Below are 23,621 nucleotides of genomic sequence, written 5' to 3' on the forward strand. Positions count from 1 at the left end.
GACTGGACAGGCGCGTGGCGGCCGGCGCCGGGATGGCGCCCGGATCCAGCCGCGGTTTTTGCAGGCGGGTGGGACTCACTTCGGTCAAGGCCGGATCGGTCGGCGGTTCGGCGCCGCGCGCCCGGTGGCGGTTGAGCAGCGTGGCCATGATGCCTTCGCCTTGCTGATAGAGACTGGACACCTCCTGGACGGTGTCTGCCGGTGGCGAGTCCCGGCCTTGAGGCGGTGGATCTGCCTGGCCGGTGCCAGGTTCCAGGCGGCTGGTGGTGACCGAAGGTTGTGCGGCGTAGGCCGGGTGGCTGTTGAGCAGCGTGGCCATCGCCAACAGGGCGACGGGCGCGTGTCGGGTAATGCAGGCATAGGCTGACTTCACAATAATCCCTTACTGGTTGATACCGGCGCGCCGCCCCCGCAGCGCGCCGTGTCCTGCGTCACACCACCTGGATACCGTTCTGCACCCAAAGGTGATGGGTCGGGTCCTCCTGCGGTGTGTACTGGGTGTAGTGAAGACCATCTGCCAGCTGTGTGCCATCAACTGCCCATGTTCCGCCCAGGTGCACGCTGTCCTGGGTGCTGCCCTTGATCAACAGCGTGCTGTTGTCGGCCTCGGTCACGGCCACCAGGTCGGCCAGGTTCAGGGTCAGGTTGACCGAGCTGGTGGTGTTGAGGTCGATGACCTCGATGTTGCTCAGCCGGTCATGCAGATTGCCCAGGTTGATGCTGGCGTCGCCACCGGCCCATAGCAGGGTATCGGTGCCGGTGCCGCCATCGACGGCCACGAAGTCCAGGTCGCTGATGATCAACTTATCGTTGCCGGCGCCGCCGTGCAGGCTGACCGCGCCGCCCTGCGAGCCGTCCAGGGTGTCTTTGCCGGCGGTGCCGGTGCTGGCCGCCAGGCTGTTCAAGGCATCGTCATTGTCGGCGCTGGCCAGCGCCATGCGTGAGCTGGCCGTACTGGCCTGGTCCAGGTCGATAGTGAGTGTGGCGGTGTCGGTGCTGCCGTTGGGGTGGGTCAGGCGGTAGGTGAACACTTCCTCCTGACCGATCACGGCACCGGTCAGGCCGGGTTTGAGCGTGTAGGTGTAGTCGCCGTTGGCCTGCACCAGCAAGGTGCCGTAGGTGCCGGTGATGCTGGTGCCGTTGTAGCCCGGTTGCACATAGGTGTTGGCGGCCGCCAGCACACTGAGCACGGTCAGTGCCGAGCCCAGCACGTCAGCGCCGCCCCCGGCGGTGTCAGTGAGCAGGTTGCCGGCTACCGGCGTGGAGCTGTTGACCACGAACTGATTGGGCAGGGTGGTGCTGTTGATCAGCCCGACGGTGATGCTCAGGCCCACCGACACGCCGGTGTAGCTCAGGCTGACCCGGTAGTTGCCCGGTGGCTGATCGTCGATCGATGCACCATAGACGCCGCCGCCCAGATTGATCAGTGCGTTGGTCCCGGACCAGGTTTTCACCACGTCGTATTGGTTGGCGTTGGTGGCGCTCTGTTTGAGCAGGGTCACGTTCACCGCGCTCAGCAGCGACAGCAAGCCACTGGAGGTCAACGTCAGCGTCAGGTCGTTGACCGTGCCGGCGCCGCTGAGAGTGAAGTCTTCAGTGCCCGAAGCGCTCAGGCTGAGCAGCCCGGCCGATACTGTGCCGAGGGTGGAGGTGTTGGTAACCACCCGGTTGGCCAGGGTGATGTCGGTGCTGGCGACATCATTGCTGGCATCAAGCAACAGTGCAGGGGCCGCCAGGTTGGTGTTGCTCCAGGTCTCGGTGGCCTGTGGGCTGTCGATGCGCACGTACAGCGTGGCGGTGTCGGACAGGCCGTTGGCGTGCAGCAACTGGTAAGTGAAGACATCCACCTTGCCCACGCTGCTGGCGCTGCCGCTGGCCCGGTAGCTGTAGTTGCCCTGGGCATCGATGGTCAGCGTGCCATACAGGCCCTGGACGACCAGCCCGGTGCCGGCACTGGTGTAGACCGGGCTGCCGTTGCTGGTGCCGGTCTGCATGCGCACCACCGCGCCGTTGTCGGGACCTGTGATGTCGCGGGTGCCATCGGTCCCGACATCGCTGATCACGTTGCCGGTGACGGCGGCCCCCGCCGCGCCGTTGAACTGGCTCAGGCTGTTGATATCCAGCACCAGGGTGCTGTTGATATTGGTGACCGCCGTCAGGCTGTTGCTGGCCACGGTCAGCCGGTAGGTGCCGGCCAGCAGGGTGCTGATGTCCACACGTACACCGGTGGAGGACAGCACGTCCAGGTTGATCAGCGAACCGTTGCCCGCGGTGCCCAGGGTCACCCAGGCCCCGTTGCTGTCCTGCACTTGCAGGGTGAAGGTGGCGCGGGTGCCCAGGTCCAGTACGCCCCCGCTGGTCAGGGTCAGCACAGGGTCGGCCGTGGTGCCGCTGTCGACCGTGAAGTTGAAGGTGTGACTAAAGCCCAGGCCCACCAGGGTCGGGAACGAGTCGGTGTAGGTACGGGTGGTGCTCACCGCCGCCAGGTTGACCGTGGCGGTGGTCAGGTTGTCGCTGGCCACCACCGGCCGGCCGGCATCGACATCGACCGCCACCAGGGTCACGTTCGGCCCTGGGTTGCCACGGGCGTCAGCCACACCGACGGTCAGGGTTTCACCGTTGATCTGCGCGCCGGAGAGTCCCACGCTGAAGCTGCCGTTGGCTTGCGCGGTGGTGGTGCCCAGGGTGGCGCCCACGGCATTTTTCACCGTCACGGTGGCGCCGGCCTCGGCGCTGCCGGTCAGGGTCAGGCCGTCGACCGACAACAGCAGCGCGGTGGCCGCCGGTGGCGGCGTCAGGTCCGGGGCGGTCACGGTCACGGCCGGGGAGGCGTTGTTGGCCGCATCCAGCTGGGTGACGCTCAGCACCTGGCTGTCGATCTGTGCGGGGCTCAGGATCAGTGACCAGGTGCCGTTGGCGGCCACCAGCGCGGTGCCCAGGCGGGTGCCGCCGGCCGTGTCGACCGCAATGCGATCGCCGGCGATGCCGGTGCCGCTGATCAGGCTGCCGGTGGCATTGATCACCGCTGTAGCCGGGGCGGCTGGAGCCGTGGTGTCCGGTGCGGTGACGCTGGCCGGCAGCGATACATTCTGCGCGGCATCGGTGAGGCGTACGCTCAGCACCTCGCCATCGGTCTGCACCGGGCTCAGCACCACGGTGAACAGGCCGTTGCTGCCGACCGTGCCGCTGCCGAGCAGCCCATTGCCGGCACTGCGCACTTCGACGGTCGTCCCGGCTTCGCCACTGCCGCTGAGGCTGGCACCGCCTGCGGCCACCACCAGGTTGGTGGCCAGCAGCGGGGCGACGGTATCGCCTGCGATCGTGGTCACCACCGGCGAGGCATTGCCTGCCGCATCGGCCTGACGCACGCTGAGCACCTGACCGTTGAGCTGGGCGCTGGCCAGTTGCACGGTAAAGCTGCCATCGCTGGCGACCAGCGCATTGCCCAGCGCCACACCCAGCGGGCTGGTGACGTACACCGTGGCCCCGGCTTCGCCGGTCCCGGTCAGTTGCAGGCCGCTGCCGACAATCGCCAGGTTGCCGGGTGCCGCCGGTGGTGTGGTGTCCGGGGCATTGACGCTGGCAATGGGCGAGACGTTGAGCGCGGCATCGCTCAGGGTGACCTGTACCCGTTCGCCATTGAGCAGGGCCGGGCCGGTCAGGGTGACACTGAACGTCCCTGCGGCCGAAACCAGCCCGGTGCCGATTTCAGTGCCGGCGGCATTACGCACGCTGATCGTCGTACCGGCCTCACCGTTGCCCGTGACCACCGTACCGCCCGTGGTGACGGCCAGATTGCTGGCCAGCAGCGGGGCGGTAGTGTCTGCAGCAAAGACCTTGGCCTCGGTCGAGGTGTTATTGGCTGCATCACGTTGCACGGCGTCCAGCACCTGGCCATTGGTCTGGGCGCTGCTCAGGGTCACGCTGAAACCGCCATTGGCGGCCACCGTGGCCCGGCCCAGCTCCACGCCGGCCGCATTGCTGATGATGACCGTGGCACCCGCCTCACCGTTACCGCTCACGACCGTACCGGCCAGGTTGAGCGCCACGTTGGCCAGTGGATCCGGTGCAGTGGTATCGGGTGCGGTGACGAACACCGGACTGGAGTCGCCTCCGATCAGCGCGGAGGTCGTGACTTTTATCTGCTCACCGTTGGTCTGCGTCTGGTTCAGGGTGACGCTGAAGCTGTTGTCCGGCAACACCGTCGTGCTGCCCAGCAATGCGCCGTCCGCCGCGTTGACATTGACCGTCAACCCGGCCGTGCCCTGGCCGGTCACGGTATTGCCGTCGGCCGACAGCACCACGTTGATCGGCGCCTCTGGAGGTGGCAACAGCGGTACGGCCAGCGTGACCGGCAACGACACATTGGGCGTCGGCGCGGTGTCGGCCTGGGTAATGGTGAGCAGTTGCAAGGCCACCACCGGTGTGTCGAAGGTAACGGTGAAGGTACCGTCGGCGGCAACCACGGCGGTGCCGATGGCTGTGCCACCGCGGGTCACGGTCACGGTGGCGCCTGCCTCGCCCAGGCCTGAAAGCTCGGTGTAGGTCGAGTTGAGCGCCACGTTGCTGGGCAATGGCGGAGGGGTGGTGTCGAGCGAATCGACGATCAGGGTGGTGGCGTTGCCGAGGAGATCGCTGGCCACCACGGTCAAGGGCGCACCGGTGATCTGCGGGGTATTGAGGGCGATGACCGTTGTGCCGGGCAGGGTGATTACGGCGGTGCCCAGCAGGCTGCCATCGGCGGCCCGGACGGTGACGGTACTGCCGATTTCAGCGTTGACGCTGAGGGTGCTGGCGGTCGGCAGGCCGACGATCGCCAGGTCTGGCGCGGTAATGTCTGGCGCGTTCAGGGTCACCGCCGGTGAAGGCTGGTTGGAGCCGCTGATATCCGTCTGTACGACACTGAGCACTTCACCGTTGAGTTGAGGGGTGCCCAGGTTGACGCTGAACGTACCCTCGCTGCCGACCAGCACAGGGGCGCCCAGCGCGGTGCCGGCCACCGAGACCTGCACCGTGGCGCCGGCTTCACCGGTGCCGGTCAGCACCAGACCATTGAGGCTCAGCGCCAGGTTGGCGACGGCGTCGGGCGCGGTGATATCAGGGGCTGTGAAGGTGGCATTGGCCGAGGCATTACCCGCCGTATCGGTCTGGCGAATGCTCAGCCGTTCGCCATCGAGCTGCGGTGCACTGAGGTCGATGCTGAACGTGCCGTTGCTGGCCACAGTACCGACGCCCAGTACGGTCTGGTCGGCATTGCGCACGGTCACGCTGGCGCCGGCCTCACCTGTGCCGTTCAGGGTCAGGCCAGCGTTGATCAGCGCAAAGGCGCCCGGTGCGTTGGGCGCGGTGGTGTCGGGTGCCGGGGTGGTGACCGACGGCGATGGGTTACCGGCCGCATCGGTCTGTTGCACGGTCAGGACCTGGCCGTTCAGTTGCGGGGTGTTCAGGGCTACTGTGAATGTGCCGTCGCTGGCAACCATCACCGTGCCCAGGCTGATGTTGCCACTGAGGACCGTGACCGTGGCGCCGGCTTCACCCGTGCCGGTGAGCTGGTTGCCCTGGGCGTTGACCTGCAGGTTGGCGACCGCTGCTGGCGGGGTGAGGTCCGGTGCGGTGAGGCTGAGCACCGGCGACAGGTTTTGCGCCGTGTCGATCACCACCACGTGCAGCGCTTCTTTGTTGACCAACGGGGGATTGAGCAGCAGTGCAAAGGTGCCATCAGGATTGGCGGTTACCGTGCCCACCAGGGTGCCGTCGGCACGGCTGACCCGCACGGTCGCGCCGGCTTCGGCGATCCCGCTGATCTGGCTGCCGGCGGCATTGATTGCGCCTGTGGCCAGCGCTGGTGGCGTCAGGTCCGGGGCGGGTACGGTGCTGGTCGGGCTCAGGTTGCCGGCCAGGTCGATCTGCTGGACGTTCAGGGCCTGGGCATTGATTTGCGCAGGGCTCAAGGCCACGCTGAACGAGCCGTCGGCCATCACCATGGCCCGGCCCAGTTCGACACCACCGGCATTGCGCACAATTACGGTAGCGCCGGCCTCACCGCTGCCGGTCACCCGTGTGCCGGTCGGGTCGGCCAGGACATTTTGCAGGGCCAGCGGGGCGGTGCTGTCCGGTGCGAGCAGACTGGCGGCAGGCGAGACATTGCCGCTGCCGTCGACCTGGGTCAGGCTGATTGTCTGGCCGTTGAGCAGCGCGGTGCCAAGCACCAGGGTAAAGGCGCCGGTCGGGCTGATCACCACGCTGTCGAGGCTGTTGCCGACCCGCACGGTGGCCCCGGCTTCGCCGCGCCCGGTGATGGTCACACCGTCACCGGCAAACACCAGGTCAGTCAGGGTCATGGGGGCGGTGCGGTCTGCCGCGACCAGGCCGGCCACGGGCGATACGTTGCCGGCGGCGTCTGCCAGGCTGATGGCCAGGGGCTGGCCGTTGAGCTGTGGCGTATCGAGGGTGACCTGAAAGGTACCGTCGACACGTACTATGCCGGTGCCCAGCACAGTGCCGGCACTGTTGGTCACGGTGACAGTGACGCCGGCCTCACCCAGGCCGGACAACCGGGTTCCGGTGCTGTCCAGCGCCAGGCCGGTGGCGATCAGCGGTGCGATGCGGTCGGCAGCGATCAGGCTGACCGCCACTGACTCGTTCTGCGCCACATCGGTCTGGGTCAGGTTCAGAACCTGGCCATTGAGTTGCGGCTGCGACAGGGTGGCGCTGAAGGTGCCGTTGGCGGCCACCACGGCCGTGCCCAGGTCGGCGCCATTGGCGGCGCTGACCGTCACGGTGGCCCCGGCTTCGCCGCGTCCGGTGACGGTCAGGCCATCGGTCGACAACCGATAATCGGTCAGTGCATCCGGTGCCTTGACGTCTGCCGCCAGCAGTTGTGTCGGCAGTGAACTGTAGCCGCCACTGTTGGTGGCCGAGACGCTCAGGGTCTCGCCATTGAGCTGCGCGTTGAGCAGGTCGACGCTGAAACTGCCGTTGGCGGCCACCAGTGTGGTGCCCAGCACCTGGCCGTTCAGGCTGAGCACGACCACGGTAGAGCCAGCGGTGCCGGTGCCGCTCAGGCTCAGACCATCGGCGCTCAGGCTCAGGTTGCTCGGGGTATCGGGTGCCAGGTTGCCGGGCGCGGTGACACTGGCGCCGGGCGAATCATTGCCGGCCTCGTCGCTCTGGATCACGGCTAGCACGCTGCCAGTACTGGCCGCCGGGCTCAGGGTCACGCTGAAAGTGCCATTGGCGGCCACGAACGCGGTGCCCAGCACGGTGCCGCTGGCGTTGGTCACGGTGACCTCGGCGCCGGCTTCGCCCAGCCCGGTCAGCGTAGCGCCATTGGCGGCCACGGCCAGCGCCGTGACGGCCGCCGGTGGCGTCAGGTCGGCGGCCAGCAGGCTGGCGCTGCCTGAGGTATTGCCGGCGGTGTCGCGAGCGTTGACGCTCAGGGTCTGGGCGTTGAGTTGCGCTTCGCTCAGGGTCAATTGGAACAGGCCATTGGCGCCCACCGTGCCGGTGCCGAGCAGCCGGCCGTTGGCGTCGCTGACGGTGATCGTGCTGCCGGCTTCGCCGCGACCGGTCACCTGCAGGCCGGTGGCGTTGAGCAGCAGTTGGTCCGGGGTGGCCGGTGGCGTGATGTCAGGTGCCGTGACGTTGACCGACGGGCCTTCGTTGCCGGGTGGGTCTTCCTGATTGACGGTCAGCAACTGGGCGTTCAACTGCGCGCCGCTCAGGGTCACGCTGAACCCGCCATTGGCGCCGACCAGGGCACTGCCCAGTACCGTGCCGCCGACGTTACGCACAAACACCGTGGCGCCTGGTTCGCCGTTGCCGGTCACGGTCAGGCCGTCGGCATTGATGACGACATTGGCCAGGGCGGCGGGCGGGCTGATGTCCGGGGCGTTGAGGTTGACCTCGGAGGAGGTATTGCCGGCGGCATCGACCTGGACGACTTCCAGGTTCTGGCCATTGGTCGGGGCCGGAGCGAGGGTGACACTGAAGGTGCCATTGGCGGCCACGGTCGTGCTGCCCAGCACGGTGCCGTTGGCGTCGCGCACCTGCACGGTCGCGCCGGCCTCACCCCTGCCGGCCAGGGTGGTGGCATCGGCGCTCAGGCTCAGGTCGCTGACCGGCGCTGGCGGGGTACGGTCCACCGTCGGCAGGCTGGTGGCCGGTGAGCTTTGGCTGGCCGCATCGGTCAACTGCACCTGCAAGGCGGCACCGGTCAGTTGCGGTTGCGCCAGGCTGACCTGGAAGTGGCCGCTGCCATCGACCATGCCGCTGGCCAGCAGCGCACCGTTGGCATCGCGAACCTGCACGGTGGCGCCGGCTTCACCCTTGCCGCTGACCACGGTGCCGGCGGCGTTGATCGCCAGCTCGGTCGGGGCGGCAGGGGCTTGCAGGTCAGGGGCATTGACGGTGGCCGAAGGCGAGGTGTTAGTGCCACCGTCGGTCTGGGTGACCGACAGCAATTGTGCGTTCAACGGTGCCGGGCTGAGGGTAACGATAAAGGTGCCGGTGCTGCTGGCCGTGGCCGTGCCCAGCACGCTGCCATCCGGGCCGCGCACCGTGAGGCTGGCGCCGGCTTCGGCACGACCGGTCAGGAAACTGCCATCGGCATTGATCACCAGGTTGGTGGGGGCGTCGGGCGCGGTGGTATCGGCCGCCAGCAACAAGGCTGGCACCGAATTCTGGCCGCCGGCACTGGCGGTGGCGTACAGGGTCTGGCCATTGGTCTGTGCCTGGGCCAGGCTCACGCTGAATGTGCCGTCGGCACCGACCACGGTCGAGGTGCCGAGCAGGGCGCCACCGCTGCCGCTGACCCGGACCACGCTGCCGACGGCTGCCAGGCCGGTCAGGGTCAGGCCATCGGCCGACAGCAGCAGGCCGGTGGGGCTGGCCACGCTGTTGGCGTCCGGGCCGGCCAGCAGCACGGCGGGTGCTGCATTGCCGACCGCATCGCGGGCCACCACGCTCAAGCTGTCGCCGGTCAGGGCGACGCTGTTCAGTGGCAGGGTAAACACACCGTCACTGCCGACCGTGACCGTGCCCAGCGGGGTGCCGTTACGGGTCACCGTGACCATCGAACCGGCCTCGCCCGTGCCGGATACGGTCAGGCCATCCGGGCTGATCGCCAGGTTGGCGACCGCCGCCGGCGGGGTGCTGTCCGGCGCGTTGTATTGCAAAGGCAGCGAGCTGCGACCGCTGTCATCGCGGATCACCAGCTCCAGGATTTGACCGTTGAGCTGCGTGCTGCCCAGCACCACGCTGAAGGTGCCATCCGGCAGCACCACGCTGCTGCCCAGCGAGCTGCCGTCGGCGGCATACACCTGCACGGTGGTGCCGGCTTGCGCCGTACCGGTCAGGGTCAGGCCGTCGGCATCGATGGCCAGGTTGTCAGGCTGGGGCAGTACGCCCAGGGTGGGGGCGGCAACGGTCTGGGCCGGTGACACATTAGGGCCGCCGTCGGTCAACGTGACGCTGAGCTGTTGCCCGTCAATCTGCGCCGGCACCAGAGTCACCGTGAAACTGCCATTGGCCGCGACCACGGCAGCGCCGAGCGCCACGCCGCCGACACCGGTCACCTTGACCGTGGTGCCAGCTTCACCGGTGCCGGTCAGGGTCGCGCCATTGGCACTGATCACCAGGTTGGTCGCTGCCAGCGGGGCGGTGCTGTCCGCAGCGATCAGTGCGGTGGCCGACGAGGCGTTATTGCCGCTGTCGGTCTGGAGCACGCTCAGGTTCTGGCCATTGAGCTGGGCGCTGGTCAGCGTCAGGCTGAAGGTGCCATTGGCGGCCACCGTGGCCGTGCCGATTTCAGTGCCGGTCGCATCGCGTACGCTGATCGTCGCACCGGCCTCGCCGCTGCCGGTCAGGGTCAGGCCGTTCCCGGCCAGCAACAGATTGGCCGGCGCTGACGGTGGCTGAATGTCCGGCGCATCGAGGTTGGCGACCGGCGAGGTATTGTTGGCCGCATCGGTTTGCGTCAGGGTCAGGGCCTGACCATTGTCTTGTGCGGTGGTCAGGGTGATTTCGAAGCGGCCATTGAGGCCCACCAGGCCGTTGCCGATCTGCATGCCCGCTGGATCGAAGACCAGCACCCGGGCGCCAATTTCGCCATTGCCGCTGACCACGCTGCCGTTGGCAGAAATCGCCAGGTTGCTCAGCGGATCGGGCGCGATGGTGTCCATCGGTACGGTATTGACCGGGTCCGATAGATTCCCGGCGGCATCGGCCTGCACCACTTGCAGGACTTCGCTGGCGTCCGGCGCCGGCGACAGGGCGACGTTGAACGAGCCATCGGCAGCCACCAGCGCCGTGCCCAGTACGGTGCCGCTGGCATTGCGTACGGTCACCCGTGCGCCGGCTTCACCTTCACCGCTCAGTTGCGTGCGGTTGGCATTAAGCGAAAGGTCGGTGACCGGTTGCGGTGCCAGGGTGTCCGGTACGGCGAAATCCACGGGCGTGGCGCTTTCGCCAGTCGCCGATACCGCCGTCACTTCAAGCACCTGGCCGTTATTCTGCACGCTGGCCAGGGTCACGCTGAACAGGCCGTTGGCGCCGACCACGGCGGTGCCCAGCACGTTATTGTCTTGGTCGGTCACGGTAATGGTCGAGCCGGCCCGGCCGGTCCCGCTGAGCACGGTGCCCGTGGCATCCAGGGCGAGACTGGCCGGTTGCAATGGCGCTTGCAGGTCCGGTGCGGTCAGGCTGGCGGGTACGGAGGTATTGCCTTGCGCATCGCTCAGGGTCACTTGCAGCACCTGGCCCTGGTTCTGGGCACTGGCCAGCGGCACCGAGAAACTGCCAGTGGCCCCCACGGTGCCGGAGCCGAGCAGGTTGCCGTCGGCATCACGCACGGTGACGGTGGCCCCCGGTTCGCCACGGCCACTGATCACCAGACCATCGGCATTGATGACCAGGCTGTCCGGTTGTACCGGGGCCGTGGTGTCCGGCGCGGTGAGCAGGGTCGGGATCGATTCGCGTCCGTCGACAGCGATGACCACCACCTCGATCACTTCACCGTTGGCTTGTGGCGCGCTCAGCGGCACGGTAAAGCTGCCATTGGCGGCCACCACGGTGCTGCCCAGCACGTTGCCATTGGCATCACGCACTTCGACGGTGGTGCCGGCCACCCCGATACCGCTGACCGCCGTGCCGGTAGGGTCAAGGATGGCCGAGTCGGGCGGCACAGGACCGCTGGCATCCGGTACGGTCACGTTGCTGACCGGCGACTCCAGGCCCGAGCCATCGACCTGGCTGAGCGACAGCATGCTGTTCCCGGCCACGGCCGGGTTCAGCGTGAGCACAAAACTGCCGTTGGCCGCGACCACGCCGCTGGCCAGGGTGTTGCCGTTGGCGTCACGCACCGTCACGGTGGCGCCGGCCTGGCCCTTGCCGGCCACGCTACTGCCGTCAGGGCTGACCACCAGGGCGGTCACCGCGGCCGGTGCGGTCATGTCCGGTGCCATCACGGTCACATTCGGCGCGCTGTTGCCCGCCGCATCGGCTGCGGTGACGTCCAGTTGTTCGCCGTTGACCTGGCCCGGCGTCAGGGCCACGCTGAAGGTGCCGTCGGCCTCGACGGTGGAAGACCCCAGCATCAGCCCCGAGGCGCTGCGCACGAAGATGCGCAGGCCGGCAAAGGCGCGGCCGGTCAGGAACAGGCCGTCGGCAGACACGGCCAGATCGACCGGTGGGTCGATCCGGCCCAGGTCCGGTGCGGTCACCGTCGCATTGGGCGAGGCATTGCCGGCGGCATCGGTGAGCACCACGCCCAGCGTCTGGCCGTCATCCTGAGCCGGGTCGAGGGTGATGCTGAAGGTGCCGTCGACGCCGACCAGGCCGCTGCCGAGCAAAGTGCCGGCGGCATTGGTGACCGCCACTTGGGCGCCGACTTCACCGCGTCCGGTCAAGACGGTGCCATTGGCATTGAGCGCCAGGTCGGTCGCCGCCGCAGGCGGCGTGGTGTCGCCGGGAAGGTCAGGGGCGGCAAGGCTGCTGATGGGCGAAACATTGCCGGCCGGGTCTCGCGCCGAGACGTTTACCCCTTCACCGTCGGCCAATGCCGGGACCAGCGTCACCCTGAAGCTGCCGTCGGCCGCCGCTATCGCACTGCCCAGCAAGGTTCCGTCGGCGCTGCGCACCAGCACGGTCGAACCGGCCTCGGCCTGGCCGCTGAGCTGACTGCCGTCGGCATTGAACAGCAGGCCGCTCGGGGCTTGCGGTGCGCTGACATCGGGCACGGTCAAGGAGGTCGATGGCGAGGTGCCGTCGACATCGGCCTGCACCACGCTCAGGGTCTGGCCATCGAGTTGCGCAGTGTCCAGGGTGACACTGAAGCGGCCGTCACCGGCGACCATGGCGCTGCCCAGCACATTGCCGTTGGCATCGCGTACGGTGACGGTGGCACCGGCTTCACCGAGCCCGCTCAGGGTCAGGCCGTCAGTGCTCAGTTGCAGGCCGGTCGGGGCGAGCGGCACATCGATGCCATCCGGTGCACTGGCCAAGGCGGCGGGCGAAAGGTTTCCGGCCCCATCGGTCTGGCTGACGGACAGCACTTGGCCGTCCAGTTGAGCGGAGTCGAGCGTGACACTGAAAGTGCCGTTGGTGGCCACCACGGCAGTGCCGAGTACGCGGCCATCGGCGGCGCGCACGGTGACGGTCGCTCCGGCTTCACCGGTGCCGCTCAGGGTCAGGCCATTGGCGCTGACCTGCAGGCTGGCCGGTGCCAGCGGCGCACTGATGTCGGCTGCTGTGATCGGGACGGACGGTGAGGTGCCGCCGGCGTCGGCCTGCACCACGCTCAGGGTCTGGCCATTGAGTTGTGCAGTGCCCAGGGGCACGCTGAACGTACCGTCGGCGGCGACCACGACCGTGCCCAGTATGCCGCCGTCGGCGGCGCGTACGGTGACGGTCGCACCCGCCTCACCGGTGCCGCTCAGGGCCAGGCCATCGGCACTGAGCAGCAGGCTGACTGGCGCAGCCGGTGCGGTGACATCGGCCACGGTCAGCGAAGTCGAAGGCGAGGTGCCGCCGGCATCGGCCTGCACCACGCTCAGGGTCTGGCCATCGAGTTGCGCAGTGTCCAGGGGCACGCTGAAGGTGCCATCGGCGGCCACTACGGCAGTGCCCAGCAGAACGCCGTCCGGGCCGCGCACGCTCACTGTTGCACCGGCTTCACCGGTGCCGCTCAGCGTCAGGCCATCGGCACTCAATTGCAGGCCACCGGGGGCCGATGGCGCATTCACGCCATCGGGCGCGGTTGCCAAGGCAACAGGCGAGAGGTTGCCGGCGGCATCGGCCTGGCTGACGGACAGTACCTGGCCATCGGTCTGTGCACTGCCCAGGGTGACGCTGAAAGTGCCATCGGCGGCCACCACGGCAGTGCCCAGCACGCGGCCATCGGCGGCGCGTACGGTCACGGTTGCGCCGGCCTCACCGGTGCCATCCAGGGCCAGGCCACTGACGCTGACTTGCAGATTGGCAGGCGCGGCCGGGGCGGTGACATCGTCGGCGGTCAGCGAGGTTGAAGGCGAAGTACCGTCGGCATCGCTTTGTACGACGTTCAGGATTTCGCCATTCAATTGTGCGCGGCCCAAGGTGACGCTGAAGGTGCCATCGGCCGCGACAGTGGTCGTGCCAAGCATCGCGCCGTCGGTCCCTCGTACGGTGACCGTCGCGCCGGCTTCACCGGTACCGGTCAGGGTCAGACCATCGGCACTCAGTTGCAGGGCGCCGGGAGCCGCCGGAACGTCGACCCCGTCCGGGGCAATGGTCGAGCCCACGGGCGAGACATTGCCTGCTGCATCGGTCTGCACCACGCTCAGGGTCTGGCCATCGAGTTGCGCACTGGCCAGGGTCAGGCTGAAGCTGCCGTCAGCCGCGACTATCGTACTGCCCAGCAGCGTACCGTTGGCATCGCGTACGCTCAGGGTGGCGCCGGCTTCGCCGGTGCCGGTGAGGGTCAGGCCATCGCTGCTGACCAGCAGGTTGGCCGGGGCTGACGGGGCGGTCACGTCAGCGGCGATCAGGGAGGCGGAAGGCGAGGTGCCGTCGGCATTGCTCTGCACGGCACTTAAGGTTTCGCCATTCAACTGGGCGCTGTTCAGGGTGAGGCTGAAGGTGCCGTCAGCGGCCACTACTGCGGTGCCGAGGATGGCGCCATTGGTCGTACGCACGGTAAGGGTCGCGCCGGCTTCACCGCTGCCCGTCAGGGTCAGGCCGTCGGCGCTGAGTTGCAGGCCGGTGGGGGCAGAAGGTGCGTTGACACCATCAGGCGCTGTCGTGGAGGTCGAGGGGGAGAGGTTGCCGGCAGCATCGGTCTGGTTGACCGACAAGGCCTGCCCGTCGGTTTGCGCGGCGCCCAAAGTGACGGTAAATGTGCCATCGGCGGCGACCACAGCGCTGCCCAGCACGCTGCCGTCGGCGGCGCGTACGGTCACGGTGGCGCCGGCTTCGCCGGTGCCGGTGAGGGTCAGGCCATCGCTGCTGACCAGCAGGTTGGCCGGCGCTGACGGGGCGGTGAGGTCCGCGGCGGTCAGGGATGTGGCGGCTGAGCTGTTGCCGAATGCGTCCGTCTGGACCACCGACAGCGTTTCGCCGTTGAGTTGAGCGCTGTCCAGGGTCAGGCTGAAGGTGCCGTCGGCGGCGACCACGGCGCTGCCCAGTACGGTGCCATCGGCGTTGCGTACGGTGACGGTGGCTCCGGGCTGACCGGTGCCGGTCAAGGTCACCCCGTCGGCATTCAATTGCAGGTCACCGGGTGCCGATGGCGCATTCACGCCATCGGGCGCGGTTGCCGAGGCAGCAGGCGAGAGGTTGCCGGCGGCATCGGCCTGGCTGACGGACAGTACCTGGCCATCGGTCTGCGCGGTGCCCAGGGTCAGGCTGAACGTGCCATTGGCTGCAACCACGGTACTGCCCAGCACGCTGCCATCGGCGGCGCGGACGGTCACGGTGGCGCCGGCTTCGCCACGGCCGGTCAGGGTCAGGCCGTCGGCGCTGACCAGCAGGTTGGTCGGTACGGCGGGGGCGGTGACGTCGGCGGCGGTCAGGGACGCCACCGGTGAGGTGCCATCATTGTTGCCTTGCACCACATTCAGGGTTTCGCCGTTCAGTTGGGCGCTGCCCAGCGTCAGGCTGAATGTGCCGTTGGCCGCCACGACGGCGGTGCCCAGGAGGGTGCCATTGGCACCGCGCACAGTGACCGTGGCGCCGGCTTCGCCGCGACCGGTCAGGGTCAGGCCATCGGTGCTCAGTTGCAGGTTGGTGGGCGCACCCGGCGCGTCGTTGCCATCCGGTGCGGTGGTCGAGGCGCTGGGTGACACGTTGCCGGCGGTATCGGTCTGCACCACGCTCAGGGTCTGGCCGTCCAGTTGCGCACTGCCCAGCACTACGCTGAACGTGCCGTTCGCGGCGACGATGGCGGTGCCAAGCAGCGCGCCATTGGCAGCGCGCACGGTGACGGTGGCGCCGGCTTCGCCGGTACCGGTCAGGGTCAGGCCATTGGCGCCGACCTGCAGATTGGCCGGGGCGGCAGGCGCGGTGGTGTCTGCCGCGTTGATGGTTGCCTCTGGCGAGACATTGCCGGCGGCATCGGCCTGATCGACGCTCAGGGCCTGGCCGTCAAGCTGTGCACTGCCAAGCGCTACGCTGAACGTGCCATCGGCCCCGACCACGGCGGTGCCCAGCACATTGCCATTGGCATCGCGTACGGTGACGGTGGCCCCGGCTTCACCGATGCCGGTCAGGGTCAGGCCATCGTTACTCAACTGCAGGTTGGCCGGCGCCAGGGGCGCGCGGGTGTCCGGAGCGGTAATCGGCGTGCCACCGGAGGTATTGCCGTTGGGATCGGTCTGATCGACCACCAGCGGCTCGCCATTGTTCTGCGCGGTGTCCAGCGGCACCGAGAAGTTGCCATCGGCGCCTACTACGGTACTGCCCACCACGGTGCCGTCGGGGTTGCGCACGTTGACCGTGGCGCCGGGTGTACCGGTGCCATTGAGTGTCAGGCCGTCAGGCGACAGGCTCAGGTTACCGGGTGCGTCAGGGGCGACAGGATCATCACCACCGCCGCCCCCACCACCGCCTGCGCCGCCAGCGGCTGCCGCCGCGCCACCGGCCCCCAGCAGGCCAAGGCCGGCAAAGGCGAAGGTCTGGGTCGCGCCATCGACAAGGCCGGCGTCGGCAATCAGGGTGTCGATGGAGGCAACTTCGGCAAAGGTAAAGCCGTTGAAGGCGTCGGCGCTGTACTGGGCTTGCCACAGGGCACCGTCTTCACCGACAAAGACCATGTCGCTCTGTACGCCTTCAGCGGTGGTGGCGAAAAAATTACCGATCGTGACTTTTTCACCGGACTTGAGGGTCAGGATCAGGTCCTGGCCGTTACGGTTGACCGAGGCGATCTGCGACGGCGCGACGGGCATCTGCACCACGCCTGGCTTTGCCAGTTGAAAACTGCCCCATTCCCTGGCGGAAATCTCGGATGTGGCTTTATCGGCGACTACGATGTTGTCCATGACGACTCCTGCCTTTTCCCCGTGTACCCCTGTGGTCAGGCTGCAACCTTATCCAGCATTCCCGACCGTGCAGGACATGCATGAGCCTGGCGAACGCTTGTGTGAATTCCCTGACCACAAGAGGTGTTCGATAACTTCTGGATGGCTTGGGTATAGCAACGTCACTTCGTTTCGTCACAGCGTGTTTAATCAAGTGAATGCGTATTGGCTGTTTGCTGGTCGAGGCGGTAAGCGTAACGGTCCACAAATACGGGGGCTTAATGGCAAGTCGACATGTCGCCAACCGTTTGTCGGTTTTTTTATTCAATTAAATACGGATGTTCGATGAATCGATTAAGGCATTAATACCTTGGGAGTGGCGTAACTTCATGCGCGGCGAACAGCAGGCGTGACACGTTGTCAGGCGATTGCCAAATCCTTGAAAGGCAAGGCCTGCCTCATGGGAGGCCATTCTTGAATAGTCAGGCTTGAACAGGGACTAATGAATTACTACTTTAGTTATAACCATGAAGTGGGCGCGCGCTTGAATAAGCAAGGGGGTGGCCGCTTGTGCGATGCCCGTAATAACGGAGTTAATAAACCCTTTGACCCAGCGTGATGATCAAGTGGGCTTAGTTCATGTCGGGAGAGGGATGTGGATAAGCTTTCATGGCGGGTTAGGCTCTGTACGAAAAGTCGGTGAGCGAAGGTCAGGCAAGGCAAAAAGCGGCGAGCAAGCGCAGTTGACACGTGTCAATGAGCATTGCGAGTCGCTTTTTAACGCCGCATGGCCGAGCGCAGCCACTTTACGTACAGAGCCTGGCCGGGTCGGTAAGTACGGGTTTGAACGTGAACAGGCATGAACCCTGCTCCATGCTTGCCCGTCGATATTCGGTTGCCCACTGTGCAAACAGTGGGCAACCGGACGCGATCAACGCTCAGTACGGCGCATCACCCAGAACAGTGGCACGGTGCATGATGCGTCGCTGCGGGCGGTAGTCGTCGATGGCAAAATGCTGGGTAATGCGGTTATCCCAGAACGCCACATCGTCCTGTTGCCACTGCCAGCGCACCGTGAATTGTGGTTGGGTCGAGTGGCTGAACAGCAGCTTGAGAATGGCGTCGCTTTCGGCGTCCGGCAGTTCGTTGATGCGTGTGGTGAAGCCCTCGTTGACAAACAGGCCCTTGCGCCCGGTCACCGGATGGGTGCGCACCACCGGATGGCTGCGCGGCGGGTGGCGGCGTTTGGCGTCCTCGAAGCGAGCCTTGTCCTGCTCGGTAATGGCAAAGCGTGATTCCGGGAACGATTTGTTTAGGTCATGAGTGGCGCTCAGGCCGTCGAGCAGGCGTTTGAGCGGCTCTGACAGGGCTTCGTAAGCGGCGCTGCTGCTGGCCCACAGGGTATCGCCGCCGTAAGGCGGCACCTGCCTGGCGCTGAGTATTGCGCCCAACGCCGGGGTTTCAAGAAAACTCACGTCCGAATGCCACAGTGCATTGTCACGCAGGTCGGTCACCGCCGTGTCGAGAATCAGCACTTCGGGCTGCCCGGGCACGTTGGGGTAGATCGGATGAATGTGCAGGTCACCGAAATGCGCCGCCAGCCGCGCCTGCTGCGCAGGTGTCAGTGGCTGGTTGCGAAAGAACAGCACCTGATGGTCAAGCAGCGCCTGATGCAATTGCGCGTGATGCGCAGCACTCAGAGGCTGGCTGAGGTCGACGCCTTCGATGCGGGCGCCCAGCGCCGGACTGACAGGGGTGATATGCAGGCTCATTGAGTCATCTCTTAGTGTGAGCGGCCGTGCCAGGGCACCAGTTTGCGTTGCAGGGCGCGCAGGCCCAGTTCCATGGCGAAGGCGACCAGGGCGATGACCAGGATGCCCAGCACCACCACGTCGGTGACCAGAAACTGCGCCGCCGATTGGACCATGAAGCCCAGGCCGCTGGTGGCGGCAATCAGTTCGGCGGCCACCAGGGTCGACCAGCCGACCCCCAGGCCGATGCGGATGCCGATCAGGATGTCCGGCAAGGCGCCAGGTACGATGACATGGCGGATCAACTGGCGGCGTGTGGCTCCCAGCGACTGGGCCGCGCGGATTTTCGCCTGGTCGACATTGCGCACCCCGGTGGCGGTGGCAATGGCGATCGGCGCAAAGATCGCCAGGTAGATCAGCAAGGTCTTGGACAGCTCGCCGATGCCGCACCAGATCACGATCAGCGGCAGGTAGGCCAACGGCGGGATGGGCCGGTAGAACTCGATCAACGGGTCGAGAATGCCTTGGGCAATGCGGTTATGACCGATGGCAATGCCCACCGGTACGGCACACAGGATGGCCGCTACCAGCGCCAGGCCAATGCGTTGCAGGCTGGCGCCCAGGTGTTGCCAGAGGGTCGACTCCATGTAGCCGTCGGTGACCAGCAGCCAGGCTTTTTGCAGCACCGCCGAGGGTGGCGGCAGAAACAGCGGCTCGATCAGCCCGGTGGCGGTGATGGCCCACCACAGCGTCAGCAGCACAATGAAGGTCAGGCTGCTGATGGTGCGTGTGCCGAGCACCCTGGGGCGGCATGTTGCCGGTGGGGGCTGACGGTCCAGGTGACCAATGCCGGCCTGGCTGATCTGGGCGTCGCTCATGCGGGCTCCTTGCGCGCCTCGGCGCTGCGTTGCGAGAACACCCGCTGCAGCACATGCTCGCGGGTGGCAATGAAGGCAGGGTCAGACTTGATGGCCCGCGCCGATTCGCCGGCGGCGTAGCGCTGGCCGAAGTCCAGCTTGAGGTGCTCGTCGATCCGGCCGGGCGAGGGCGCCAGCAGGATCAGGTCGGTGGCCAGGAACACGGCCTCTTCGATGTCGTGGGTGATCAGGAACACCGGCTTGCTGGTGCGTTGCCAGACCTGCAGCAACAACTCCTGAACCTGCTCGCGGGTAAAGGCATCCAGTGCACCGAACGGCTCGTCCATCAGCAGCACCCGCGGGTTGGCGGCCAGGGCGCGGGCCAGGCCCACACGCTGGCGCTGGCCACCGGACAGTTGCCAGATCTGCCGGTCTTCGAAGCCGGCCAGGTCCACCAGGGCAAGCATCTCGCGGGCGGTCTGTTCGCGCAGGCGTCGTTCGACGCCGGCCAGTTGCAGGCCAAAGCCTGCATTGTCGAGCACGTTCAGCCAGGGCAGCAGCGCGTCGTCCTGAAACACCACGCCGCGTTCGGCACTCGGGCCATGCACGGGTACGCCGTCCAGGGTGATGCGGCCGCTGCTAGGGGCGACGAAGCCGGCGATCAGGTTCAACAGCGACGTCTTGCCACTGCCCGACGGCCCCAGGGCTACCAGCAATTGCCGGGGACCGAGGGTCAATGAAATGTCGGCCAGCACCGGCTCGGCGGCGCCCGGGTAATGAGCACTGACGCGCTCCAGTTGCAACAGGGCCATGGGCTTTGTCTCCAGAATGATGTTGCTGCAGCGGCCTTGAGTACGCGACCTGTCATCAAAAATAACTAGCTGATTTAATTGGATATTAAGTTCACCCCTTGTAGGAGCGCGCTCTGCCCGCGACCGGCTGCGTAGCAGTCGTAAAATTGCGGCGTTTCATAAATCCCTGATGGGTTAGCAGTCGTAAAATTGTGGCGTTTCATAAATCCCTGATGGGGTAGTAGTCATGCATTTGTGGCGTTTCCGAGATTTTGCGAGCGCTAACGCACTCGGTCGCGGGCAGAGCGCGCTCCTACAACGGTCCCTTGTTTGCGGCGCGCGAGGGCGGCGGTGATCTCCTGTTGTGGGCTCAGTGCTTGATGTACCGGGCGCTGACGTACGGGCTGTAGTCGCCCAGCACGGTCTCGACCTTGCCTTGCTCCTTGAGAAAGCTGGCAGTCTTGTGGATGGCGGTGGCGGTGCCGCCGTCGAGCAGCGCGCTGGAGCGTTGTGCCTGGGCGTCCGGGTATTCCGAGCCGGCCAGCAGTTCAGGCACGTCTTCGGCATTGGAGCCGGTCAGCCTGGCGATCTTTTTCACTTGCTCGGAATCGGCTGTCCACTGCGCCTTGTGCGCGGCGTAGTCGGCGAATGCGTCCAGGGTAACCTTGGTGAATTGCGCGATGACCTGTGGGTTCTTCTCGGCATAATCCTTGCGCGCGACCCAGACCTCGAAGGTCGGCGCGCCCCAGCGGCCGACTTCGGCGGCGTCGGTCAGCACCTTGCCGGTCTTGCGGATCTCGCCCAGCGCCGGCGACCAGACAAAGGCACCATCGATGTCGCCACGCTTCCAGGCGGCGGCGATCTGTAGCGGTTGCAGGTTGACCACCTTGACCTTGCCTTCCAGGCCCCATTGCTTGAGTGCGCCCAGCAGGCTGTAGTGCGACGTGGACACGAAGGGCGTGGCGATGGTCTTGCCGACCAGGTCCTGCGGGTTGACGATGCCGCTGCCGTTACGCACCACCAGGGCCTCGGCGGAATTGATCTGCGCCGAAACGATGAACGCCACGATCGGCACCTTGCGCGAGGCCGCAGCGGCCAGCGGGCTGGAGCCCAGGTTGCCGATCTGCACATCGCCCGAGGCCAGCGCGGTCACCACTTCCGGGCCACTGTTGAAGCGGCGCCAGTCGATTGTCTCGCCAATGGCCTTTTCGTAGGCACCGTCGGCCTGTGCGACCTTGCTGGGATCGATACCGGTCTGGTAACCGATGATCAGGGGCGCAGCCTGGACATTGAAGGTCAGCAGGGAAGCCGCCAGCACAGTGAGCAGAGGACGAACAAACGCTTTATGAGCCATGACGATTCTTCTTGGTAGAGGGGGCAGGTTTGCGCGACGAGGGCGCGGTCATTTCAGGTGTCTGGCTGGGCCGTTCACTCGGTAGGCGAATATTGAGGTTATAAAAAAGCTCATTCCAATAATTATTTGGAATGAGCTTAGAGCGGCGAACGAGGATGATCCGGGCTGTCAGGCCCTGGCAACACTCGGTGCTTCACGCAGCAGCCAGCGCTGCCCCAGCCAGGCGGCGAACAGCACGGCCGTCAGGGCGATCATCACGGCCTGGTAGCCTTGCAGGAAGGCACTGCTGCCAACGTTTTGTGCCGTGCCGGTGTAATGCCGCAGCAACCCGACGCCCAAGGCCAGGCCCAGGCCGCCACCGACGTTGTGCAGGGTCATCAGCGAACCGACCGCCACCGAGCCGAACCGCTCGGGCACCGCCGTTACGCCCAGCACCGTCGAGGGCCCCAGCAGGCAGGCCCAGCCCAGACCCATCAGGGCGAATGCGGCCAGCACATAGGCCCAGGCGGTGTCCGGCGAAAACGCGGCCTGCAACAGGGCGCTGCCGGCAAACAGCAATAGCCCGGTCTGGATCAGCAGGGCCGGCCCCTTGCGATCGACCAGCCGGCCGACCCAGGGTGACAGCAGCGCCACGCCCAGGGTGGTGGGCAACAGCAGCAGGCCGGTGCCCTGGCTGTCGGTGCCGCGCACCTGTGCCAGGTACAGCGGCATCACGAAAAAGGCCACGCAATAGAACACCGCCAGGGTAAAGCTGGCCAGCACCGCCGCCACGAATCGCCGGTTGGCGAACAGGTGCAGGTCGATGATGGGCGAGGTCACGCGCCGTTCGACGTGTACAAATACGCCCAGTGCCAGCACCGCCAGCACTAGCGTGCCGAGGGTCGTGGTCGACTGCCAGCCCCAGTGACTGCCCTGGACAATCACCAGTACCAGCGCCGGCAGGCCGATCAGCAACAGCAGGGTGCCGGCCCAGTCGAGCCTGGGTTGCGCCTCGTCGGAGCGCGATTCGCTGACATTGCAGGCGATCACCGCCAGGCTCAGCAATACGAACGGCACGTTGATCAAAAAGATCCATGGCCAGCCAAACGCCTGGGTCAGCACACCACCCAAGACCGGGCCTGCCGCCAGACCGACACCGTTGACCCCGAACAGCACACCGAAGGCCTTGCCCTGTTCTTCAGGGGTGAAGGCCTGGGCCACGATGGCCCCGGACGCGGTGTACAGCACCGCGCAGGCCAGCCCTTGCAGCACGCGGGCGACCACCAGCGCTTCAAGGTGGCTGACCAGGCCCGCCGCCAGGGAGGCCAGCCCGAACACCACCAGCCCCAGTGACAGCACGCGCTTGCGCCCGTACAGATCGGCCAGGCGTCCGGCCAGCACCATGAAGCTGGACATCGCCAGCAGAAACGCGTTGATCACCCATTGCAGAGCGTCGACCGGGACCTGCAACTGCTCTTGCAGTGCCGGCAGGGCCGTGTTGACGATGGTGAAGTCGACGCAGCCCAGAAAGCTGGCGATGCTGACACCGCCCAGGGCCCACCATTTGCGAGAAGCTGTCATGAAAATCTCCTGTGTCCAGATCCGCCGGCCCTGGGCCATGCGCCGGTCATTGAAGACCGACGCATCCCCTGTGGACCTGTGATCAGATGGCGAAGGCAATCCTGGCCCAGACCGGATGCGCGTTACCATGCAGCGGCGGCTCGACCGTGGCGGCGCGTTTCTTGAATTTGAGCGATAGCCATTGGGCTTGATGGGGGTAGTGGGGCTCGACGAAGTGCTGGCGCGTGGCCGCCATGGCGCGGGTCATCGGTTGCGGGTAGACCACAAAGTCGATGCCTTGCGAGGCCCACAGCGGCATGATGATCGGGCATTCCTCGATCAGGTAGTTGAGGCAGCGGGTACGGGCTTCCTCCAGGTCCGCCTCGGGGTTGCGCTTGTGCAGACGATCGAGGAACAGACCGATGGTGCCGTTGACCTCATCGCGGTAGTCGCGGTTGTTCTCGTACTCGAACTGCACCCGGTCCAGCCACGGCCGGTAGTCGCTGTCGAGCAGGCATTGTTCCCAGCGCAGGATGCGCGTCACGCTGGCCAGTGAGTTGATCGCCGCCTGGTTGCGGGCCAGCCATTGGTCGCCCGATTCGCTGCTGACCCGGTACACCTCTTCATAGCTGTAGTTGCTGAGGTTATGGCGCTGCAGGATATCGGCCACGGCAATGGTGGTGAACGCAAACCCCTGGCGGTTGATCAGGTCGATGGTGGCCTGGAACTTGCCGCCTTCGTGATAATCCTGGCCGACGCTGATCAGCAGCAAGGCATGCTTGCCGCGATAGTCCTGTTGAAGGTCCGTTTCAAATGCCGCTTTATAGGTCGCGCTCATG

7 protein-coding genes are annotated in these 23,621 nt (G+C 66.4%); all 7 read right to left on the reverse strand.

Annotated elements, in window-relative coordinates; all coding sequences use genetic code 11:
• Window positions 1–431: 431 nt before the first annotated feature.
• The gene (locus tag DGA31_RS16230; protein ID WP_109513249.1) at window positions 432–16,511 is read right to left on the reverse strand and encodes a BapA/Bap/LapF family large adhesin; all 16,080 of its coding nucleotides are present in this window, start codon (window positions 16,509–16,511) and stop codon (window positions 432–434) included.
• Window positions 16,512–17,428: 917 nt separating this feature from the next.
• Window positions 17,429–18,262, reverse strand: coding sequence for a taurine dioxygenase (gene tauD / locus DGA31_RS16240; protein WP_109513250.1), 834 nt, complete (start codon window positions 18,260–18,262; stop codon window positions 17,429–17,431).
• 11 nt (window positions 18,263–18,273) lie between these two features.
• Complete coding sequence (gene tauC, locus DGA31_RS16245) at window positions 18,274–19,104, reverse strand: taurine ABC transporter permease TauC (RefSeq protein ID WP_421957975.1); 831 nt, start codon at window positions 19,102–19,104, stop codon at window positions 18,274–18,276.
• Window positions 19,105–19,115: 11 nt separating this feature from the next.
• Window positions 19,116–19,910 (reverse strand): taurine ABC transporter ATP-binding subunit, encoded by a 795-nt coding sequence (tauB, locus tag DGA31_RS16250; protein ID WP_109513252.1) that lies wholly within the window; start codon window positions 19,908–19,910, stop codon window positions 19,116–19,118.
• 349 nt (window positions 19,911–20,259) lie between these two features.
• Window positions 20,260–21,243 (reverse strand): taurine ABC transporter substrate-binding protein, encoded by a 984-nt coding sequence (tauA, locus tag DGA31_RS16255; RefSeq protein WP_109513253.1) that lies wholly within the window; start codon window positions 21,241–21,243, stop codon window positions 20,260–20,262.
• Window positions 21,244–21,411: 168 nt separating this feature from the next.
• On the reverse strand, window positions 21,412–22,803 hold the full coding sequence (locus DGA31_RS16260) for an MFS transporter (protein ID WP_109513318.1): 1,392 nt from the start codon (window positions 22,801–22,803) through the stop codon (window positions 21,412–21,414).
• Window positions 22,804–22,885: 82 nt separating this feature from the next.
• Window positions 22,886–23,620, reverse strand: coding sequence for a tRNA-dependent cyclodipeptide synthase (locus DGA31_RS16265; RefSeq protein WP_109513254.1), 735 nt, complete (start codon window positions 23,618–23,620; stop codon window positions 22,886–22,888).
• Between the last annotated feature and the right edge of the window lies 1 nt (window position 23,621).

The organism is Pseudomonas ovata (assembly GCF_003131185.1).
Lineage (GTDB): Bacteria > Pseudomonadota > Gammaproteobacteria > Pseudomonadales > Pseudomonadaceae > Aquipseudomonas > Aquipseudomonas ovata.

Excerpts from the sequence above, each read along its gene's own strand:
- DGA31_RS16260 (WP_109513318.1), bottom strand. The coding sequence starts at position 22,803 with ATGACAGCTTCTCGCAAATGGTGGGCCCTGGGCGGTGTCAGCATCGCC.
- DGA31_RS16265 (WP_109513254.1), bottom strand. The coding sequence starts at position 23,620 with ATGAGCGCGACCTATAAAGCGGCATTTGAAACGGACCTTCAACAGGAC.
- DGA31_RS16230 (WP_109513249.1), bottom strand. The coding sequence starts at position 16,511 with ATGGACAACATCGTAGTCGCCGATAAAGCCACATCCGAGATTTCCGCC.
- tauB (WP_109513252.1), bottom strand. The coding sequence starts at position 19,910 with ATGGCCCTGTTGCAACTGGAGCGCGTCAGTGCTCATTACCCGGGCGCC.
- tauD (WP_109513250.1), bottom strand. The coding sequence starts at position 18,262 with ATGAGCCTGCATATCACCCCTGTCAGTCCGGCGCTGGGCGCCCGCATC.
- tauA (WP_109513253.1), bottom strand. The coding sequence starts at position 21,243 with ATGGCTCATAAAGCGTTTGTTCGTCCTCTGCTCACTGTGCTGGCGGCT.